This window comes from Chryseobacterium tructae (genome assembly GCF_030409875.1).
GTDB classification, from domain to species: Bacteria; Bacteroidota; Bacteroidia; order Flavobacteriales; family Weeksellaceae; genus Chryseobacterium; species Chryseobacterium tructae.
Window position 1 is genome coordinate 97329 of the sequence record NZ_JAUFQR010000003.1, and the last position, 22096, is coordinate 119424.

Genomic DNA, 22096 nt, shown 5'->3' on the forward strand with positions numbered 1-22096 from the left:
CATAGTTTACTTTGCCAGGAAGAGACGTTTGAAATTATGGAATTTGTCAGGAATAAAAAATCCCGGGATTTAGCGATGAATGGTTTGTATAAATATCTTTACTTTTGAAGAATCAATTATGCACACCACAGTATGAAAATACTAAAAATTTTATGGGTTTTATTTTTCATTGTTTCATGCAGTAAGAAAGAAAGCCATCCTTACACGTTTTACTATTGGAAAACCAATCTGAAACTTGATCAGGAAGAAAAGAAAACTTTAGACCAGGCAACTGTTCCTTTTTTATATACAAGATTTTTTGATGTAGATAAAGTAGGCGGAAAGTTCCAGCCTGTTGCCGTTATTACAAAAGATCAGAGTTTCAGAACAGACAAACAGATTGTACCAACTGTCTTTATCACAAATCCTACTTTACTTGGAATCACCCAGGAAGAAATCAAATTCCTGGCGGAGAGTATTCATCATTTGGTTCAAAAGAAAGCAGAGGAATATCATCTAAAGATTAACAATGAAATTCAGATTGACTGTGATTGGACTGCCGGCACCCGGGATGATTATTTTAAATTCTTAAAGGAGCTCAAAAGAATTTCCGGTAAAAATATAACCTGTACTTTACGCCTTCATCAGGTTAAAGACAAAAAGCAAACAGGAATTCCTCCGGTAGACAAGGTGTATCTGATGTGCTACTCCACTTCTTCCCCATTGGAAAAATCTGACAAAAATTCTATTCTGGATGTAAATATCCTCAAAAGCTATCTTTCAAAAATGGAAGACTATCCTATTCAGAAAGTTGAAGTGGCTTTGCCCATCTATTCCTGGGGAATCATTACCAATCATCTCGACAAGCATAAACTCATCAATGCCCTCTCTAAAAAAGATCTTGACAACCCCAACTTTAAAAAGATCTCCGATCATGAAGTTGAAATAATGAAAGACGGCTTCTACTTTGGTAACTATCTGAATAAAGGCTTTAAAATAAAGGTAGAAGAGATATCGAAAGAACAATTGGAAGAGGTTGTAGGTTTCCTTCAGAAAAAAATACCTCATTTTAATATTATTTATTATCAATTAGATAGTAAATTTGTGTTAAATCGAACATTTTAAATCTTTCATAGATTAAGACAGAAAATAAAGACTCAGTATATTGTATTATTTTCTGCCAGCACCATAATTACAAAAAACAACTATATAAAAACTAAAAAAACACTACAAACCCCTATGAAAAAGTATATTCTTTCACTTGCGGTTGTATCTCTTTTCTACACCAAATCTGACGCCTGCGCATGGTCGGATCCTGATTATGAATACTTCAATCTATTTACACAGAGCATTATTAAAGATAAATCTTATCTTCCTTTTTTACATACTTATTCAACAAGATTCTATGGTAATTACAATCCTTCATTGATTCCTGATGATAATATTGAAACCTGGAAAAAGTATTTCAACAATCAGCTTAATTATGCCGAGACTCAAAGCCTGGTGTATAAATTAAGTATGAATGATCTTAACGCTCTTAAAAGCGGAACTCCTTCTAACCCACTTCTGCAAAAACTGGGAACAGGGTTTTATCAGAAATATAAGGAAGGAATTGATTATCTAATTGAGGCTAAATACCTGGAGCCTTATATGAGCATCAATTATGTTGAAAGTGAAAATTCATTTTACTATGACAGAAATGAAAACAGAAAGAATGCTACCGGCCTTGATTACAATAAAAGTATAGCCGCTCTTACTTCTTTATATAATGCCGCTAAAAACCCGGAAATCAAGCAACGTTACGGATATCAGCTTGTCCGTTTGAATCACTATACCAGAAACTATGATTCAGCCTTACAGGCTTTCAAAAGCTATATTGAGCCTATCAAATTAAAAGGTGCAGTATATTATATGGCTTTGGATCAATTGGCTGGAGCCCAAAGAGGACTTGAAATGAATAGTGATGCCAACTGGAATTTTTTCCAGGTATTCATGAACAGTAAAGACCGCAAGGAATCTTCTTTTGTTTCGATGAAACTTTCAGATACAGCTTCATTCAGCAATATCATGAAAAGAGCCAATACGAATGAGGAAAAGAATATGGCTTATTTTCTTTTAGGATATGAAGATTTCAACAACCCTATTCCTATTATGGAAAAGATGTTTGACATTAATCCTGATTCGGAAATCTTAAAAGTAATGGCTGTAAGAAGCATCAATGAATTGGAAAGAAGCTACCTTCCCATCTATTATTACACTTCTGACGCTTATGGAAGAGTGCCTGTCTATAGAGGAAATACTGAAAACCATACTTCAAAAGATGCTAATACCGACAAAGCAACAAACGAAGTAAAAGAGGTAAAGGAAGAGAAAGTATCTTTCTGGCAGAAAATCGTAAGGTTCTTCAAAAATCTTTTCGGAGGTTCTAAATCCGACGCTTCGGGCAATGGAAGCAAAACAGACCAAAGTGATGATGAACTGCTGAACAATCCAAACCGAATTCCTTTTTATACTACCGGATATAGCGGGTATGACGATAACACCAAAGATTATCTTGATGGTCTTGAAAAATTCACTTCAAAGGCCAAAGAAAAGTCGAAAGATGAATACTGGCAGATTGCAGATGCTTATCTTAAATTCTTGAAGAAAGATTATAAAGAAAGTACGGAAATCCTGAATGACATCAAACTACCAATCCTGAATACATGGAGGAAATTAAAAGGATGAAAGTACTGAATGACATTGTTTCTCAGCCTAAAGTGGATGCTGCCTTTGAGGATCATCTTATGAAAGACTATGGGGAGTATTTTGTAGAAAAAGAAGTGAAAAAAGATACCGCCAATGTCAATAGTGATTACGATTATTATGGTACTGCACCTTCTACTGCTGACTTCTTAAAAGATGTAATGGCCAACCGTTACTTCCTTCAGGGTGAAGATGGCAAGTCATTCCTCATGAATAACAAGCTTTCTGACCTTCAATACAACCCGAACTCCAGCTTGGTAAAAAGTGTTGAAGAGTTCTATAGAAAGCCCAACAAAACTCAGTTTGAGCAGCAGATCATCTCTAAAAACATGGATAACGTAGGAAACATTGATGCATTCTTCAATACAATCTATGGTGACCGAGCGATGAGACTTGCTGATTTTGAAAAGGCTAAATCTTATTATGAAAAGGCTCAAAAGTTTGGTGGAATTCCAAGAGAAAACTATGATTGGAATGAAAAAAGCGGACAAACTATTACTCAAAAGCAATATGCATCTGCTGAATATAATGGTTTTAATAATATTTCAAGTCTTGTTTTTGGGCACAATGTATGGGAAAGCTACCAAAGTACACCTTCTGAATCTATGAAGTCTGAAGGGTATACCGATTTCCCTTTCATTAAGGATAATATGAATAAACTTGAATTGACCGATGCTCTGATTCAGCTTAAGAAGATTGGAAATGGTAAAGATGAGAAAGCGGTAAAAGCAAACCAGCTTATCGGGAATATGTTATATAACACTTCTATCCTAGGATATTATCGTCAGCTGTTTGTGATGGATATTGACAATAGTAATGGTGGAAAATATTACTTCTGGAATAATGACAAAGGAAATCCTTACAAGTATTATTATAAAAACTTCCTTGATACTTCTTATATTGAACCTGATAATTTCGATTTAGCGATCAACTATTATCAAAAAGCCCTTGCCCATTCTAATAACAAAGAACAAAAGGCAAGAATCCTATTCCAAATGGCAAGTGCTGAACAAGGTAAATATTATCAGTACGAAGCCAAAGCACCAAAAGATTTTGATTATTCTGATCCGAAATGGTCTGAAAAAGAAGATAACCGCCAGAAGCAAATGGACAATCTGAAGAATCAAAAATACAGAACCTATTTTGCTCAGCTGAAGGCACAGTATTCAGATGCTGAGACAACGAAAGACCTTATGGGAAGCTGTAGTTACTTCAGCTATTTCATGAGATAACAGATACGAAAAGAAAGTTATTAATTTCAAAATAAAAAAGGAATCATTTCGATTCCTTTTTTTGTTGTCCCTGTCTTTGGAGCCATTCTTCATGTTTTCTTTTAAAGAATTCGTATTTGTAATCCTGATTCCTTTGTGCGGCATCTATGGAGTGAGAAGTATGAATATCCGTATCCTTTTTGGCGAATTGAGCCAGATTCTCATAATAATGATGCAACTGATCCAACTCTGCTTCTGTAAGGTCTTCAATATCTACAATTCTATTACTTGCTTTTTCATGAGCAGCAATGATTTCATTCAATTTGATTTGTATTGCTTTTGAATCTTTATTCTGCGCTTTCTGGATGAGGAAAACCATGAGAAAGGTAATGATCGTAGTTCCGGTGTTGATCACGAGCTGCCAGGTTTCTGAATAATCAAAAAATGGTCCTGTAACAGCCCAGGCTACAACCACAAATGTTGCTCCAATAAAAGCATACTGACTTCCTGTAAATTTTACAGCCCAATTTGAAAATTTTTCAAAGAGATTATTATTCTTATGATTCATAGTCCAGATTATTTTAGAATAAATGTATAAAATTAACTTGAACAAGTGAAGAGAATAGGGATTCCAATATAAAGTTTTAAAAGTATAGACCCCAAAAAAGCCCTACCAATCTTTGATAGAGCTTTTTTAATTTTAATGATACTTTAAGAAGAAGTAAGAAAGTTGTTCTTTCAACTACAATACTTCCATCCTACAACCTCCCTTCTTCTTTTAGTTTCTTACCTAATCTAAATCAAAATTGGTTTAGAAGAAATAATTGGCTCCGAACTGATATCTGATTCCATCGATTCTGAAACCAAAATTACTAGCAGGATCGGAAACATCATTACGAATATTTTTATCTAAAAGGTTGTATACCCCTAATGTGAAACGAACATGTTTGTTCAGTCTATATACAGTTCCAAGATCCCATAAGAAATAAGATGGAATTGGATATTCCTGTGCTTTCCCTCTGTTGACTCCCGGCTGGCTTTCACTTCTATAATTTCCTCTTGACCAGAATTCAAAACTGTTATTCGCTTTCCAAGAAAGATTTACATTGGCCATATGTTTAGGTATTCTGGCGTATGGTTTATTGTAAAGAGCAGGGATTTCTTCAGACTTGATCTTGGTATCAGTATACGTATAGTTTGCCTTTAATACAATATCCTTTGTAACATTCACCCCAAGATTAGCTTCAAGTCCCATGCTATTTGCTTTCCCTAGGTTTTCTCTTGTTGAGATGAAATCATAGACATGGTTGTATAAAGCTTCAAACTGTTTACATTCTTCACTATTATTACATTTTCTAACTTCAACCAGTTTGTTTTTAAAGTCGGTATTAAATCCTGTAACACTCACGTTAATTACTTTCTTATTATCTTCAAACATTACCGTCAGTTCCTGGTTAAAACTTTTCTCAGGTTTAAGATCTTTGTTTCCGATGATCACTCCATCCTGCGTTCCACCACCGGTTACCTGTCCCCAGCCTGGATTTACAGCTCTTAAGCCTGGAGCTTTATATCCCCATGAAGCACCTCCTTTGAATGTAAAATTATCAGTAGCACTCCATACCAAGTATCCTCTTGGAGTAAAGTTAGCCCCATAATTTTGATCATTATCTAAACGTGCTCCTGTAACCAGGTGAAGTCTGTTAACCAACTTCCAGTTTCCTTCTGCAAAAGCAGACCAGTTCCAACGGGTCAGTTGGGTAACGACTTCTCCATTTTCAGATTTCATTTTATTTCCTAAATCATTCAATCTCTCATATCTGTATTCTGCGCCAAAGCTGATCACATGATCTTTAAGGCTGAAATTATTAAGACTGTATGCTGCAAATGTTTCATATCTCATATCCCTGTTCGGGTTGTTCGTATTATCATACTGGATATAAGAGTTTGTATGGAAGTTCGAATAATCTCCTTTATGGCTTAATGCCAATACATTTCTTTCGTAGTTATTACGTGAGCTTTTGGCATTAGGAGCCAATGAATATCCCGCATTTTGATTTCTTTCCTGACGGTTATAGTCATAGCTTAACTTAAATGTATTCTTAGTATTGGGAGTAAGGCTAAATTCTGTACCAAATGCTTTGATTACTCTTTCAGTGAAACCGCCTACAAATTTGTCTTCATTTCTGTCTGAATAGCTTCCTGTAACTTTCATCTGAAGAAGATTTTTCACCAAAGAACCTGAAGCATAGCCATCAATCTGGTAAGTATTTCCGGATTCTTTATGAACTTGTTGTATTAAACTTGTTCCTACAGATCCTCTCCAACCGTCTGTCAATTTCTTAGTGATAATATTGATAACTCCTCCCATAGCATCAGAACCATATAGAGAAGACATTGGGCCTTTTACCACTTCTATTCTTTCAATGGTTTCCAATGGCGGCATCCATCCTTGTTCAATACCTGGGCCATCAGAATTAGGTCTGGTCTCTCTTGTATTGATTCTTTTTCCGTCAATTAAAACTAATGTCTGTCCAGATTCAGCACCTCTTATTGAAAAATCACTTGTACTTCCCCCTCCTGTAACAAAAACTCCAGGAACATCCTGTAAAGCATCTGTAATATCTCTATATGCTCTTTTTTTAAGATCTGCCTGAGAAATTACAGAAATGGTTGCCGGCGTGTCTTTGATCTTCTGAGCATATCCGGATCCTGTTATTACTACTTCATTAATATGGTGACTTTTCAACGTGTCCTTCGTCTTCTGACCGCTCACTAAAGCTGATCCTAAAACAAGTAAGGAAAAAGATACTGTTCTTAACATCAATAATTTTTTTGCAAAATTATTATTTTTAATAATTCTAAATAAATAAACTAGACTGACATATCTCACCCAGCCAATACCCTTTAATATAAGATTACCAATCTCGATTATACTATGCTAAAAACATCCCAATATATCTATATTGTTATTAAGAATCTCTCCTCCATACTATTTAATGATTATCAATATTGAAAAAGAAAAAAATGGGTTTATATAGATATGAATTTCATTGATCCCAATCATGAAAAAAATAGAAAATCCGTCCCTAAAAAGAGACGGAATGGATTATGTACTGCGCTTTTACTCTAGTTCAAAGGATACTTTATGGCTTTATTAATTTCAATTGGATTATTATCCCGAAGCATTACTCTTCTTCGTTCATCAGACATTCCTTTGAGCTGGTCTATGCTTTTAATCTGTACTCCGGAAACCCAGAAAGTATTCTCGGGATTGGTATTGGATTTAAATGATTCTGCGACATCATGTAAGGGATCGTTGTACAGTTCCAATTGTTTTTTTGCAATGATCTTATCGGTTACAGGAAGAGGCTTCTTACCCAAAAAACTCTCCAAAAACGGAGTTTCATAGGTACTGGCAAACTTCATACTTTTGACCAGTTTAAAAATATAGTTCTTCTTGCTGTCTTCAATTTCAAAAATTAATCCAGGAAGTCCGTGGAATTTGTAAGGACCTTCCCCTAAACTGATGTCTTTGCAAAACCAAGCGATCCATTCTCTACCTCCAAAATTTGTTGTTGCTTTCTGTAATGTATACTGTCCATCAGTTTTGGTTTCCTCTGATAATTTCCAGTTTGTTTTATCATTTGATTTTACAGAATAAAGATCGGAAATCATTATGAGTGATATATTTTCGGAAGAGTTCTTTTTTCTGATCACCGAAGGAAGACTATCATCCCACATTGCACTTTTGCGGCCTCTGATCTTATTAAGAGAATCATTTTTTGCATAGGCATAAGGATAGAACTTACGATCGTCCGGATTTACATCCAGAATCATATTCTCTTTGGTAAAGTCTTCTGCCAGCGAATCTTTTTTGTACTGAAGCTGATATACAAAACGATGGGTTTGTGCACTCAATAATAAAGGAAATAACAGAAGTATTAGTTTTTTCATGATCTAAGTTTGAACCAAAAATATTGATAATGTTTGGATCCAACTAAAAACATTTACAAACTTTCAAAAAGTAGGAACAAAAAAATCCGTCCCTAAAAAGGAACGGATTGTATAATCATTGCAAAGTATGCAGTTATCACACTTTAATTTCAACGTCTACACCTGAAGGAAGTTCTAATTTCATTAGAGCATCAACAGTTTAGAAGAAGAAGAGTAGATATCCATTAGTCTCTTGTGAGCTGATAATTGGAACTGCTCTCTTGCTTTCTTGTTTACGTGCGGAGATCTCAACACTGTGAAGATTCTCTTGTTCGTTGGCAATGGAATTGGACCGTTTACAACAGCACCAGTAGCCTTTACCGTTTTTACGATTTTCTCAGCAGACTTGTCTACCAAGTTGTAATCGTAAGATTTTAGTTTTATTCTGATTCTTTGTGACATTTCTTTAATTTAAAAATTAACCTTTTGCTTTAGCTATGATGTCTTCAGCAACGTTTTGTGGAGTAGCTTGGTACTTCTCTAATTCCATAGAAGAAGTAGCTCTTCCTGATGAAAGTGTTCTTAGAGTTGTTACATATCCAAACATTTCAGAAAGTGGAACAGAACCTTTGATTACAACAGCTCCATTTTTCTCTTCCTGACCACTGATTGTACCTCTTCTTTTGTTAAGGTCACCAATGATGTTACCCATATATTCTTCTGGAGTTACAACTTCCAGTTTCATAATAGGCTCCATGATTACTGGCTTAGCAGCACGTCCCGCTTCTTTAAATCCTAATTTAGCAGCCATTTCAAATGAAAGAGCATCAGAATCCACCGCGTGGAAAGATCCGTCTTTAAGAACAACTTTAATACCTTCAACTTCGAAACCAGCCAAAGGACCGTTTTTCATTGCAGCTTTAAAGCCTTTTTCAATTGCAGGAACAAATTCTCTAGGAACGTTACCACCTTTGATCTCATTGATGAATTCTAAACCAATTTTACCTTCGTCAGCAGGTCCTAGTTCAAATACAATGTCAGCAAATTTACCTTTACCACCAGATTGTTTTTTGTAAACTTCTCTGTGTTGAGCAACTTTTGTTAAGTTTTCTTTGTACTCTACCTGAGGTTGTCCTTGGTTTACTTCAACCTTGAACTCTCTTCTCATACGATCTACAATGATATCTAAGTGAAGCTCACCCATACCAGAGATAATCGTTTGTCCAGAAGCTTCGTCAGTTCTAACAGTAAACGTAGGATCTTCTTCAGCCAATTTAGCTAGAGCGTTACCCATTTTATCTTGGTCAGCTTTAGTTTTAGGCTCAACAGCGATACCGATTACCGGATCAGGGAAAACCATCGATTCAAGAACGATTGGGTTTTTCTCGTCACACATCGTATCACCAGTTTTGATAGACTTGAATCCTACCGCTGCACCAATATCACCAGCTTCAATATATTCTACTGGGTTTTGCTTGTTAGCGTGCATCTGATAGATTCTAGAGATTCTTTCTTTATCTCCTGAACGAGTGTTCAAGATATAAGAACCAGCATCTAGTCTTCCAGAGTATGCTCTGAAGAATGCTAATCTTCCCACGAATGGGTCAGTAGCAATCTTAAATGCCAGAGCAGAGAAAGGCTCATCTACAGATGGCTTTCTTGTAATTTCAGCGTCTGTTCTTGGGTCAGTACCTTTGATATCATCTTTATCCAATGGAGAAGGCAAGTATTTACATACTGCATCCAACATAAACTGTACTCCTTTATTCTTGAATGAAGAACCACAAGTCATTGGGATAATAGATAAATCGATAGTAGCTTTTCTAAGAGCTTCGTTGATTTCTTCTTCAGAGATTGAATCTGGATCTTCGAAGAATTTCTCCATCAAAGTATCATCGTAGTCAGCAACAGCTTCTACTAGTTTCTCTCTATATTCTAGAACTTCAGCCTTCATGTCTTCAGGAATTGGCACTACTTCGAAAGTAGCTCCTTGTCCTGCTTCATCCCAGATGATCGCTCTGTTTTTAATTAAGTCTACAACACCTTTGAAATCTTCTTCAGCACCGATTGGTAAAACGATTGGAACTGCGTTAGATCCTAACATGCTCTTAACCTGGTTTACCACGTTAAGGAAGTCAGCACCTTGTCTGTCCATTTTGTTTACGAATCCCATTCTAGCAACTTTGTAGTTGTCAGCAAGTCTCCAGTTTGTTTCAGACTGAGGCTCTACTCCATCTACTGCTGAGAATAAGAATACCAATCCATCTAATACTCTTAAAGATCTGTTTACTTCTACAGTGAAGTCAACGTGTCCCGGTGTATCAATGATGTTGAAGTGGTAAGGCTTAGTATCTGCAAGAGGCTTTCCTTGATCAGTTGGAAAGTTCCAAGAACAAGTAGTTGCAGCAGAAGTAATAGTAATACCTCTTTCTGCTTCCTGCTCCATCCAGTCCATTGTAGAAGCACCATCGTGAACTTCTCCAATTTATGGTTTACTCCTGTATAGAATAAAATCCTTTCAGTAGTGGTAGTCTTACCTGCGTCAATGTGAGCAGCAATACCAATATTTCTTGTAAATTTAAGATCTCTACCCATTTCAGATTAGAATTTAAAGTGTGAAAACGCTTTGTTAGCTTCCGCCATTTTGTGAGTATCAGATTTCTTTTTGAAAGCTGCACCTTCTTCTCTTGAAGCAGCTACAACTTCATTAGCTAATTTCAAAGCCATAGACTTATCATTTCTCTTTTTAGAGTAGCTAATTAACCATTTCATTGCCATAGAAATTTTTCTATCAGCTCTGATTGGCATAGGAATCTGGAAGTTAGCTCCACCTACTCTTCTAGAACGTACTTCTACGTGAGGCATAACGTTTGTTAATGCATCTTTCCAGATTTCAAGGGCTGTTTTCTCAGTTTCTCCTTTTTTAGTATCTACGATATCTAATGCATCATAGAAAATTTTGAATGCGATAGACTTCTTACCGTCTAGCATTAAGTTGTTTACGAATCTCGTTACCAATTGATCATTAAACTTCGGATCTGGTAACAACGGTCTTTTTTTCGCTTTTGTCTTTCTCATTGCTTCTGTACCTTATTTAATGATTATTTTTTCTTTCCTTTTGCAGGAGCTGCAGCAGCTTGTCCTGGTTTAGGTCTCTTAGCTCCGTACTTAGATCTTCTCTGAGTTCTTCCATTTACACCAGCTGTGTCTAATGCACCTCTTACGATGTGGTAACGTACTCCCGGTAGGTCTTTCACCCTTCCGCCTCTAACCAATACTATCGAGTGCTCTTGAAGATTATGTCCTTCGCCCGGGATATAGGCGTTAACTTCTTTACCGTTAGAAAGTCTTACCCTTGCAACTTTTCTAAGTGCAGAGTTAGGTTTCTTAGGTGTAGTAGTATATACTCTCGTACATACTCCACGTCTTTGTGGACAAGAATCAAGGGCAGCCGATTTGCTCTTCTTGGCAAGCGTGGCTCTTCCTTTTCTTACTAATTGTTGAATAGTAGGCATTTAATTGCTTTTTATTTTAGGGTGCAAAAATAGTAATATTTTTTTAATTGACAAGCAGTTATGTATTTTTATTTCTTTCAAAAAACTTTTCCAAAATTTCCCGAAGTTGCTCAGAACCTGCATCTATTTTATAGTATTGAGCTTTTTTTTATCAAGAAATTGAAATGAAAAAATATTTTTTTCACAGTTATTTATAGATAGGATTTATAATTCTAAAACTAGAAAAATCTACTGATTAGCTCTATTAAGAAATCATTACTTATTTTTTAATACATCTTACTCAATTGAGAATAATAAGATTGCTTGAATATGTTTATCTCTGGTAGGTCTTACTTTTTTTAATCTTCACAAGCTTATTTTCAATCATAAAAAAAGCCTCTGTGATTTCATTATATTTACATCACAGAGGCTGGTATCAAAAAATCAAAGTTTTATTTAAAGGCGTCCTTTATTACTTTTCCCTTCATATATTGTTTAGGTACGCCCAAAAGTTCAGCCATTGTACTTGCGATATCAATTTGCTCATAATTCCCTGTACTAATGGTTGTATTCTTTTTAAAATCGGGTCCCATAGCAAAGAACTCAATATGTCTGCATCCTTCGCAATCATCTCCATGATTTCTGAATCCACCTTTACTATCCAAATGTCTTCCATGATCATTGGAAACAATTAAGGTCGTTTTATCCTTATAAGCAGGCAGAGACTGAATATAATCCCAAATCTCTTTAATAGAAGCATCTGTTGTTTTTATAGCCTGAATATATTCGTTGTACTTATTATCATGTCCGTATGAATCTACATCCTTAAGGTTGATCACAATCATATTAGGACTATACTTTTTCATGATCTCCTTCGTATTGGTCATTGTAACGGCATCAGCTCTATAGCCCGATCCATTTCCGCTTACCCCACAATCTACACTTGGCTGATATTTTCCTTTCCAGTCTGTTTGTTTACAATCGTTCAAAACTTCCAGCTTATCTTTGGATGCAATAATCCAAGCTTTGGTTTTATCTGCTCCTGTAAACTTTAGCCATTGTTGCATCACAGACGGGTAGCCTGGCAATTCGGTACCATCATTAACTATATTTTCATATACTCCTGAACACATTGCACTATGTCCTGGATTCGTATTTGTAGTTCCGTTGTTCTTAAAATTACTGATAAAAACCCCCTGGCTTAATAAACTCACTCTGTTAGGTATATTTTCTTTATTAGGAGCTTCCCAGGTTTCAGAAATGCGAGGGCCATCTACTACTAAAAGAACAACATTCTTAGTTTGATACTTAGCTTCTGGTTTTACAGGTAAAGTGGGAGTTTGTGCATCTGCATCATTATTACTACATGAAAACATGAATAATGATACCATAGAACACAGGAAGAACTTCTTCATTACTTTTTACTTTTTATTATATTTCGAGCGCAAAGCTAGAGAAACCCACTCTTGAATTCATTAACAAATTGTTATCTATTCCTTAAGAAATCAAGACAAAAGTCAATATAATGGGAAATAAGAAACATGCTTAAACTATAAAAAAATCAGTCTATAATTTCTACTTTTATATCTTTATTCCATGTAAAGTTCCTTACCTGTTCTTTCAATATTTCATGAATCTTTGGATCTATAGAATAAATATATACATGATCTCTTCCTAACACGGCATTCCAGCCGCTAATGGTTAAAACAGCTGCTTTTCTCCAGTTTTTAGGAGTATGTCCATCCATCCATTCATCATAGGCTATGGCAAGCTGATATTTGTTTTGGGTAGAATATCTGGTAAGAAAAGCTTCTACCTCAGCATCTACTTTTCTCTTCTTCATTCTTAAAGGAACAATTTCTTTGGATCCTAATCCCACAAAATCGAAAAGATGGATATCCGTGAAATAACTGATGGCTCCAATATCATTAGCCATTACCTTAGATTCGTTGTAGTATTTTTTCAGAAACCTTGCCGACTGTATTTGCTGTTCATAAATATTTTTACTTCCCGTTATAATAAGATAGCTCCCCAACCCTACTTTTAAGGCAAGTGCTCCTAACGAAAGCGTTATCAGAACAGCCATTGTTCTATTTTGTTTTACTATAAAATGATTTATTGTAAAGCCATTAAAATAAAAGTGAAGCTTTGGGATGATAGCCATGGCAAATCCTATTAACAAATAGGCTTCATATCGGTAAAAATTGGTGAACTGACTGAAGGTTCCATGTATCAGCAATGCAATACACCAAACTGCAAGAAAAAAGTTTCGGGTAAGCACTTCTTCAAAGCGTAATTTCTTTTTAACATCTTTGATAATTAAAAATACAGCAATCAATAAAGGAAATAAAGCAGCATTGAAAAAATATGGGTTCTCAATAAATTTATATTGAATAATCTTTATCAGCTGCTCAATATACTCTTTCGAAGTATCAAACCTTAGCCCTTTTATAATGACTGAATTCGGGAAGAAATAGCCTGTTTCCCGGTAAGTAAAATAACTAAAAATTAAAACCGGAACAAAGCCAAAGAATAACACACCTGCAAGCTCTTTACATCTTCGGAGTAAAAGAAGAACAAAAGAAAGGGATATAAAGTAAAACATACTTTCAAACCGTATTAATCCCAATAAAGCCAATGTCAAATAGAAACCTAAAGAATCATATTTATTTTTATATCCTGATTTTTGCCATCTTTCAAAGCAAAAAATATTTATTGCAATCATTAATCCCTGTAGCACATGCTCCATTCCTGAAAAAATAAGCAACGGAATAGATGTAAATGCCAATGTGAATACGCTTGCAATAATAACAGGTCTATTTTCACTAAAATAACGGCTATAATATCTATTTAAGAAGAATATTAATAAGACTGCACATACACAATTAAAAACCAATGGAATGAGCTCGTGATTTCCCAACAGATATATAAAGCCACTTAATAAAAATGTAAATATGGGAGATGACGAGGAAGAAGAAAAAGAATATTCCGTAATTCCCCAAACTCCATGAAGAGCGAAGTTTTTAGCCATCGCCAGATGAATATAAGCATCATCCAGAATATATGTAAAATAATTTTCAGTTCCGGACAGCATCAGAAGAAGGTATACTGTACACACTCCCAGAAATACTGCCGCTGTTATTAAGAAGCTTTTCATCGTTTGCAATATTAATACTTCCTCACTATTTAAAAAAATTAAAATGGTTTTTGAATGGAGACTCAGTCTACAACCTTAACGGCGATATTCTTATTCCAGTTAAAACTTTTCACCTGCTCTTTTAAAACATTATGAATGGAAGGATCTATGGAATAAATATATAAATGATCTTCACCTAATAGTGCATTACTTCCACTTACCGTTAAAACAGCTACTTTTTTCCAGTTTTCCGGGGTATGTCCCTGCAGCCATTCTTCATAAGCAATGGCAAGCTGGTAACCATTTTGACTAGTGTATGCTGCTAAAAAATTTTCAAAAGTATCATCTATTCCAATATCTCTCATTCTGAATGGCACTACTTCCTTAGATCCCAACCCTTCAAAATCCAGCAGATGAATATTGGTAAAATAGCAAATTGCTCCAATATCATTAGCAGCCACTTTCGCATGGGGATAATATTTCTTTAAAAATCTTGCTGACTGTATCTGTTGTTCATAAATATTTCTACTTCCCACAACTGTAAGATAACTTGCAAATCCTATTTTCATTATTAATAATATCAGAGAAAGAGCGATTAAAACCGAAAAACCTCGGTTTTGTCTTAGCCAATGGCTCTTGTGTTCAAAAACAAATTTCAATTTTGGAATGATCGCCATCGCAAACCCTATCAAAATATAGACTTCATATCGGTATAGCTTTGTCAATTTACTGAATGTCCCATGGAAAAATAAAGTAATACACCATACGATCAGAAGAATATTTCGGTTCAGTATTTCTTGAAATCCCAGACCTTTTTTAATATCCTTAATCATCAGAACAATGGAAATTAATAGTGGCAATGCCCCGGCAAAGTAAAAATTACGATTATCCAGAATCTTATGATACAACAGCCCTGCAGCCTGCATGAAATAGTTTCCTGAAAAATCAAATCTGCTTCCTTTTATAATAACTGAATTAGGAAAAAAATGCCCCGTTTCCTGATAGGTAAAATATCCAAAAATTAAAATTGGGATAAAACCAAATCCCAGTACATTGGCTGCATATTTAAACTTTTTCAGCAATAGAAAGACAAATGCGATCGACAGAAAGTAGAACATACTATCAAACCTGATCAGCCCAAGCAATGCAAGAGTGGCATAAAACCAATTTGAATAATATCTATTTTTATACTCTGAGGTCTTCCATCTTTCAAAACAAAGAACATTTATCGCGATTACCATTGCCTGCAACACATGCTCCATACCGGAAAACAAAAGCATAGCGACAGAAGAAAAAAGCAAGGTAAAAAAATTAGCGGCTATAATTGATCGGGTTTCTTTGAAATAGTCTGAATAGTATTTGTTCAGAAAATAAACGATCAAAAGTGCACATACAGCATTAAAGACTAAGGGAATCCATTCATGGTTTCCGAAAATATACATCAGCCCACTTAAAACAATGGTAAAAATCGGTGATGATGAAGTGGATGAAAAAGAATATGGAGTGACTCCCCATACCCCATGAAAGGCAAAGTTTTTAGCAATTGCCAAATGGATATAAGCATCATCCAGGATATAGGTAAAATAGTTTTCAGTTTCGGACACCATCAGAAAGAGATATACCATACACATTCCCAAAAATAGTGCTGCTGTGATTAAAAAGCTTTTCATTTTCTGCAATATTAATACTTCCAAACTATTTTAAAAAATTTTCTTATAGTTATCATCTATTGATATAGCAGGGTATTCGGCATGATATTTCGTAACTTTGAGATATATAAAAAGATAAACGTATGAAAAACGCTAGTATTATTGGCCTTAAAGAAGCCGACTGCAAGAAAATAGCAGAAAAACTAAATGCACTTTTAGCCAACTATTCTGTATTTTATCAGAACACAAGAGGTTCTCACTGGAACATCAAAGGAGATCAGTTTTTTACCCTTCACCCGAAGTTTGAAGAACTTTATAATAGCTTAGTTTTAAAAATCGATGAAATTGCAGAAAGGATCCTGACTTTAGGAGCAACTCCCGCACACAACTATTCTGATTATTTAAAAGTAGCAACCATCAAAGAAAGCAAAGAAGTAACTGATGGGACTAAAAGTGTTGAACAAATCCTAAACTCATTCAAAGTAGTAATTGATCTTCAAAGAGAACTTTTAGACATTACAGATCAAGCTGGTGATGAAGGTACCAACTCTCAAATGAGCGACTATATCACAGAGCAAGAGAAAGAAGTTTGGATGTACAATTCCTATTTGGGGAAATAAACAGGTAAGATCATCAAAATATTTTAAAAAAATCGCCTTACATTTAGGCGATTTTATTTTTAATTTTTATATTTGCGTTAAAATTACACATATTATGAACAACGTAAAACTCAATTCAATCTTAGATAACGATTTCTATAAAATAACCATGCAAAATGCAGTGGTAAAGTTATTCCCTAGTTCTGTTGTAAAATATGAATTTATCAACAGAGGAAAGCATCATTTTCCAGAAGGCTTTGATGTGGCATTAAGAGAAGCAGTCAATAAAATGGCTGAACTTAAACTTACCAAGGATGAAAAGAAGTTTATGGCCAGAACATGCCCATATATTGACCTGCCATATCTGGATTTCCTGGAAGGTTATCACTACGATCCGTCTGAAGTAAAAATTCATCAGGAAGGAGGAGACCTTTCTGTTATCGTTGAAGGACTATGGTACAGAACGATTCTTTGGGAGGTTCCTCTGTTAGCATTAATCAGTGAGCTCCATTACGAAATGAACCACATGGAGAGAGACTCCAATGAAGAGGTTATGAGTAAAACTATTGAGAAAGCAGACGCATTAGGCAGACTTGGGGTAACATTTGCAGAGTTTGGAACCAGAAGAAGACATTCTTATAAAGTACAAAATCTGGTAATGGAAGCTTTAACACAGAAAAAAGAATCTACATTCATCGGAAGTTCCAATGTGCATTTTGCTATGAAATATGGGGTAAAACCAATTGGAACACATGCTCACGAATGGTTCATGTTCCATGCGGCGGAATATGGTTTCAAAATGGCCAATGAACTGGCTTTAGAACATTGGGTAGATGTTTACAGAGGGGATTTGGGAGTCGCTCTTTCTGATACTTATACTACAGATGTCTTCTTCCAGCAATTTGATAAAAAATTCGCAAAACTATTTGATGGTGTCCGTCACGACAGTGGTGATGCCCTGGAGTTTGCAGATAAAACAATTGCTCACTATCAGAAAAATGGGATCAATCCAATGTTTAAATATATTATTTTCTCTGATGCTTTAAACCTTGAAAAGGTGGAAGAAATTACCAATTACTGCAGGGGAAAAATCGGAATCTCTTTTGGAATAGGAACCAACCTTACGAATGATGTCGGATTAAAGCCAATGAATATTGTGATGAAGCTGATTGGAGTACAGGCACCTAATAAAGAATGGATCCCAACCGTAAAACTTTCTGATGAACATGGAAAATATACTGGAGATCCAAAGATGATTGAATTGGCTAAAGAATTTTTAAGAATAAAAGATTAGTTATAAAACTAAATCTAAGTAAAAATTTCAACAATCAACTTCATACCCACTCGCTCACTCAAAATTTACAAAACAACTATTACTGTGATAGTTATTGAAAAATCACGAAAACAACCGAACTATCACAGTAATTCACAGTAGTAGACAAAAAACACTAAATATTAAAAACTCAATAAAAAAAACAACAAAACTACATCTATTTGATTATCAATAATTAAAAATGTTATTTATTTGTTAATTTCATTAAATATTGTTACATTCGGTAAAACAAAAAACTTTATTTTATGAAAAAATTACTATTCTTGAGTTTCGCCGCATTGTCAATTATGGGCAGTGCACAGATTTTAGTTACAGAAAGCTTTGAAAACCCTACTTATCCCGGATTCGCAATAAGCGGGGGATATACGGATACCTCAGGTGTTTATACAGGCACCGCTGCTTGTGATGGTTCTGCATTTATAGGAGCTGAAATATGGGGAGGTTCTTCTCTTGCTGGAAGAACTGTCAATTTAGTTTATACCAAACCAGCAACTATGACTGCTAATGGTAAAAAAATTGACATTACATTTTCTTATTCTATCCTTGCCTATGATGATAGCAGCAGTATAGGAGGCACCTTAAGTGTGGCTTATTCTACTAATGGGGGCACGTCTTACACCCCTGTTAGCGGTACTATTACATTGGCAACTACCGATACAACCTGTGCAACATTTACAGGCACTATTCCTGAATCGGCTAATGTGAATGGAAACTTCATGCTAAGAATACAAACTATAGGAACGAGTGGTTCAACCTATGATTTTTATAGTTTTATAGACAATGTACGTATTAAACAAGAAGTAACTGCCGCTCCGGCATGTACTACGATAAGCAGTCCTACAAACGCAGCAACAGGTGTTTCGGTACGTCCACAGATTACTTGGGGCGCTGTAGCAGGAGCTGAATCTTATAAATTAAAAATTGGTACCACATCAGGAAGTTCAAATATCTATTCAGGAACTACCTCCAATACATCCTTCACCCCTGCTCTATCAGGTTTATTCCCAGTAAATACAACCCTTTACGCATCTGTTACTCCAAGTAATGCTTTAGGAGACGCTACAGGATGTCAGGAAATATCTTTTACAACAGGAACTAATTCTATTGCTCCTTACTGTGGTCCTCTTGTTGCTAAAATGGGAATTTATGGCATCACTAAGGTTCAGTACAGTAACTTGAACAGTCCATCTACATCTACAACTATTGCGCATGAGGATTTTACCAATAAAGTAGCAACAGTTTCCAGAGGAACCAGTTATCCGCTCGTTCTTGAAGGAGCCGGTTTAGGAACTAATAACCGTTTTGGATTTACAGTATTTATTGACTGGAATCAAAATGGAAGCTTTGCCGATCCTGGAGAAGCCTATTTTGTAACTTCCGATTTTGCGGGGGGAGCAGCAGGAACAGGTAGCTCAATTATAGTCAATAAAAACATTCCAGTACCCGCTACCGCTACGTTAGGCAATACCAGAATGAGAGTGAAGTATCAATTTAACAGCTCAACCACTTCTGTGAGAACAGAATTATCAGATCCATGCAGTGATGTAAGTGAAGGACAAGTAGAAGATTATACTATTACGGTAAATGATGTTGTACTTGCAACCTCAGAAACTGGTATAAATAAAAAATCAGAGATCTCGATCTACCCTAATCCATTTAAAGATATTTTAAAAATATCCGACATAAAAGGAGTAAAAGCGATCACTGTAACTGACATTGCCGGAAGACAGCTAAAAACACTTAAAGCCAGCAATGAAATTAACCTTTCTGATCTAGGTTCAGGTCTTTATCTAATCGGTCTTCAAATGGAAGATGGAAATGTAAAAACATTGAAAGCCATTAAGAAATAAACATATTCTAAAATAAATTGAAAAAGCGACAGTACATCTGTCGCTTTTATTTTGTATACTTCGTCTACTCTATTTATAAAATAAAATACTATGATATCAAAAGCTCTATTCGCCATCGCTTTACTTCTCTTCACACTATCTTTTGCACAGGAAAAGAAGAAAGAAAAACCAAAGTTCAACCAGGAGCTGGCTACTTCACTTGGAGCAGATCAATATGGTATGAAACCTTATACTATTGTGATGCTGACTACTGGTACTGCAAAAATTGAGGACAAAGCCAAAATGAGCAATCTGATGAAGGGACACATGACCAATATTGGAAAACTGGCTGATGAGGGGAAGATAATTGTAGCCGGACCTTTCCTCGAAAAGAACAAAGAAAACTACCGTGGTATGTTTATTTTCAATACAAAATCTAAGGAAGAAGCAGAACAATGGGTAAAAACAGACCCTGCAGTTCAGGCAGGAGTTTTCAGTTATGAGATCTTCCCCTGGTATGGCTCAGCGGCATTACCTCTATATCTTAAGCATCATGAAGAAATTTCAAAAGAAAATCCTTAAAAAAATAAAATCCCTCTAATGGAGGGATTTTGTATTGTTAGTCAAAACAAATAAATGGTTTTCTAGGTGGATAGCAACAATAAGGGTTACTACAGAATGTATAGCCGGCAGGGCAACCTCCATCTACAGGTGTTTCGCATGCTACTGCTGCACCTCCTAAAACAGTTTTCAACTCTTTTCTGTTTAAGTTTTTTAAATTTTTCATAGGTATTTAGTTTGGTTTTAATTTCCTACTCTTAAGATTTTCGGATTCGTCTTTTATTTCTCTTTAATTGGAAATAAATATACAATTTATTTTTTAATCAGCTAAATTTCAAATAATTATCAATAAATATATCATTATATCTATTGTTTTAATGAATTAATATAATTATTTTAGCATATAACAAAATGAACTTACAAGACTGTTTGTAAGCAAACTAAAACCATTGTTAAACTAAAAAAATTAATTCCATGAAAAAAATGAAAACTTCAAAACTTTCGAGACCAGAGCTGAAAGAAGTAATCGGAGGGTATTTGCATCTGCCAGAATGTCCCGGAGGATGCCCTGGTGAAGGCATGATCAGATGTCCTGACGGCTCAACGACTATGACTAATTTTATATGTATGGGCGGAAGATGTGAACCTGCTGCAAGATGCAAACCATTGGTTCTTGAACCTTTTCCAGATCCAATTATAGTTACTCCTTAATTCGGGTAATAATAAATAAGGTGAGCTTTTAGGCTCACTTTTTTAATATCCAAAGGTTCTTCTATAGGTGTCCAAAAGCGATACATTACCGATCGCAGGTTTTTACTATCTTTAAATAAACAAAAAACCACCATGAAAACCATTGAAGAAGTTCTGAAAAAACTTGATGAAATTATCATCTGGTGCAAAGAGAACAAAAGCCCCGCAGGATATTTTGCCTGTACTTACCGAATTATGACGGCGCAGGTTTTAAAAGGGATACAACAAAAAAAGTTTGAAGATAATCCCAGAATGATACTGCTTGACATCGCTTTTGCACAACGATACCTTGAAGCATGGGAAAGCTACACTCATGGTAAAAAATGTACTAATTCCTGGTATATTGCTTTTGAAGCCACAACGAATAAAGATCTTCTCATCTTACAGCATATTTTTCTGGGAATGAATGCTCATATTAATTTGGATCTGGGAATCTCTGCCGCTTCCATTATGCCCTACCGGAAAATTAATCCTTTAAAAATGGACTTTGGAAATATTAATACTGTTATTGCCTCTATTAATCAGAAAGTACAGGATTCTCTGAACCAAATATGCTATCCCGTACAACTCATTGATCAGATTTCCAACGGAAAAGACAATGCCATTTTGGATTTTGCTATTTCCAAAGCCAGAGATACTTCATGGGCAACAGCTGTGATTGCATCCAATACGCCTAATTTTCTAAGAGAACAGGTCATTAATATTGTAGATTATGCAGCTGCAAAAGTCGCTACACAGATCTTAAACCCCAAAATCCTTACTCCTACTCTTCTCAAAGAACTGAAGAAATGTGAAAGCAATGATGTGGTAAAGAATATCGAAATTCTGGAATCTACGAAATCCTTTTAAGCCAAAAAAGGCTGGGATCTTCCTCACG

At 35.3% G+C, this 22096-nt stretch carries 18 protein-coding genes and 2 pseudogenes; 9 read left to right on the forward strand and 11 right to left on the reverse strand.

Annotation, left to right across the window (positions count from 1 at the left end):
* Window positions 1-132 precede the first annotated feature (132 nt).
* The 3 genes from QWZ06_RS24160 (at window position 133) to QWZ06_RS24170 (ending at window position 3956) form a co-directional block, all read left to right on the forward strand.
* Entirely contained in the window at window positions 133-1104 is a 972-nt protein-coding gene (locus QWZ06_RS24160) for a hypothetical protein (protein WP_290301674.1), read from the forward strand.
* A gap of 114 nt (window positions 1105-1218) precedes the next feature.
* A complete protein-coding gene (locus tag QWZ06_RS24165; protein WP_290301675.1) occupies window positions 1219-2706 on the forward strand; it encodes a hypothetical protein in 1488 nt (495 codons plus the stop codon).
* On the forward strand, window positions 2703-3956 hold the full coding sequence (locus QWZ06_RS24170; protein WP_290301676.1) for a hypothetical protein: 1254 nt from the start codon (window positions 2703-2705) through the stop codon (window positions 3954-3956). Before QWZ06_RS24165 ends, QWZ06_RS24170 begins: the two co-directional genes overlap by 4 nt.
* Before the next feature lie 43 nt (window positions 3957-3999).
* Here QWZ06_RS24170 and QWZ06_RS24175 read toward each other — a convergent pair whose 3' ends face one another.
* The 10 genes and pseudogenes from QWZ06_RS24175 to QWZ06_RS24220 all read right to left on the reverse strand — a co-directional run bounded on the left by QWZ06_RS24175 (window position 4000) and on the right by QWZ06_RS24220 (window position 16168).
* Window positions 4000-4503 carry a low affinity iron permease family protein gene (locus QWZ06_RS24175; protein ID WP_290301677.1) on the reverse strand — a complete coding sequence of 168 codons (504 nt, stop codon included), beginning with the start codon at window positions 4501-4503 and terminating at the stop codon, window positions 4000-4002.
* A 243-nt stretch (window positions 4504-4746) separates the two neighbouring features.
* On the reverse strand, window positions 4747-6756 hold the full coding sequence (locus tag QWZ06_RS24180) for a TonB-dependent receptor domain-containing protein (protein WP_290301678.1): 2010 nt from the start codon (window positions 6754-6756) through the stop codon (window positions 4747-4749).
* A gap of 305 nt (window positions 6757-7061) precedes the next feature.
* Window positions 7062-7889, reverse strand: coding sequence for a GLPGLI family protein (locus QWZ06_RS24185; protein WP_290301679.1), 828 nt, complete (start codon window positions 7887-7889; stop codon window positions 7062-7064).
* Window positions 7890-8025: 136 nt separating this feature from the next.
* Window positions 8026-8330: pseudogene (rpsJ, locus tag QWZ06_RS24190) on the reverse strand (30S ribosomal protein S10).
* Between the two features lie 16 nt (window positions 8331-8346).
* Window positions 8347-10463, reverse strand: a pseudogene (fusA, locus tag QWZ06_RS24195) (elongation factor G).
* Window positions 10464-10469: 6 nt separating this feature from the next.
* Window positions 10470-10946, reverse strand: coding sequence for a 30S ribosomal protein S7 (rpsG, locus tag QWZ06_RS24200; RefSeq protein WP_290301680.1), 477 nt, complete (start codon window positions 10944-10946; stop codon window positions 10470-10472).
* A 23-nt stretch (window positions 10947-10969) separates the two neighbouring features.
* Window positions 10970-11383, reverse strand: a complete 414-nt coding sequence (rpsL, locus tag QWZ06_RS24205; RefSeq protein WP_002983146.1) for a 30S ribosomal protein S12 — start codon at window positions 11381-11383, stop codon at window positions 10970-10972.
* A gap of 431 nt (window positions 11384-11814) precedes the next feature.
* Window positions 11815-12777 (reverse strand): sulfatase-like hydrolase/transferase, encoded by a 963-nt coding sequence (locus tag QWZ06_RS24210; RefSeq protein ID WP_290301681.1) that lies wholly within the window; start codon window positions 12775-12777, stop codon window positions 11815-11817.
* A 146-nt stretch (window positions 12778-12923) separates the two neighbouring features.
* Window positions 12924-14519, reverse strand: a complete 1596-nt coding sequence (locus QWZ06_RS24215) for a DUF8728 domain-containing protein (RefSeq protein ID WP_290301682.1) — start codon at window positions 14517-14519, stop codon at window positions 12924-12926.
* A gap of 62 nt (window positions 14520-14581) precedes the next feature.
* Window positions 14582-16168 (reverse strand): DUF8728 domain-containing protein, encoded by a 1587-nt coding sequence (locus tag QWZ06_RS24220; RefSeq protein WP_290301683.1) that lies wholly within the window; start codon window positions 16166-16168, stop codon window positions 14582-14584.
* Window positions 16169-16290: 122 nt separating this feature from the next.
* Between QWZ06_RS24220 and QWZ06_RS24225 the strand changes: the two genes are divergently transcribed.
* From QWZ06_RS24225 to QWZ06_RS24240, 4 genes are all read left to right on the forward strand, one after another.
* Window positions 16291-16767 carry a Dps family protein gene (locus tag QWZ06_RS24225; protein WP_290301684.1) on the forward strand — a complete coding sequence of 159 codons (477 nt, stop codon included), beginning with the start codon at window positions 16291-16293 and terminating at the stop codon, window positions 16765-16767.
* Window positions 16768-16861: 94 nt separating this feature from the next.
* Window positions 16862-18040: a nicotinate phosphoribosyltransferase gene (gene pncB, locus QWZ06_RS24230; RefSeq protein ID WP_290301686.1), complete on the forward strand. Its 1179-nt coding sequence runs from the start codon at window positions 16862-16864 to the stop codon at window positions 18038-18040.
* A 284-nt stretch (window positions 18041-18324) separates the two neighbouring features.
* Entirely contained in the window at window positions 18325-19929 is a 1605-nt protein-coding gene (locus QWZ06_RS24235) for a GEVED domain-containing protein (RefSeq protein WP_290301687.1), read from the forward strand.
* Between the two features lie 90 nt (window positions 19930-20019).
* Entirely contained in the window at window positions 20020-20490 is a 471-nt protein-coding gene (locus tag QWZ06_RS24240; protein ID WP_290301688.1) for a YciI family protein, read from the forward strand.
* 37 nt (window positions 20491-20527) lie between these two features.
* On the opposite strand, the gene QWZ06_RS24245 is transcribed toward QWZ06_RS24240, so the two are convergent.
* Window positions 20528-20695 (reverse strand): bacteriocin-like protein, encoded by a 168-nt coding sequence (locus tag QWZ06_RS24245; RefSeq protein WP_290301689.1) that lies wholly within the window; start codon window positions 20693-20695, stop codon window positions 20528-20530.
* A gap of 248 nt (window positions 20696-20943) precedes the next feature.
* Between QWZ06_RS24245 and QWZ06_RS24250 the strand changes: the two genes are divergently transcribed.
* Window positions 20944-21180, forward strand: coding sequence for a hypothetical protein (locus tag QWZ06_RS24250; protein ID WP_290301690.1), 237 nt, complete (start codon window positions 20944-20946; stop codon window positions 21178-21180).
* A gap of 132 nt (window positions 21181-21312) precedes the next feature.
* A complete protein-coding gene (locus QWZ06_RS24255; protein ID WP_290301691.1) occupies window positions 21313-22068 on the forward strand; it encodes a DUF5995 family protein in 756 nt (251 codons plus the stop codon).
* Window positions 22069-22096: the final 28 nt, after the last annotated feature.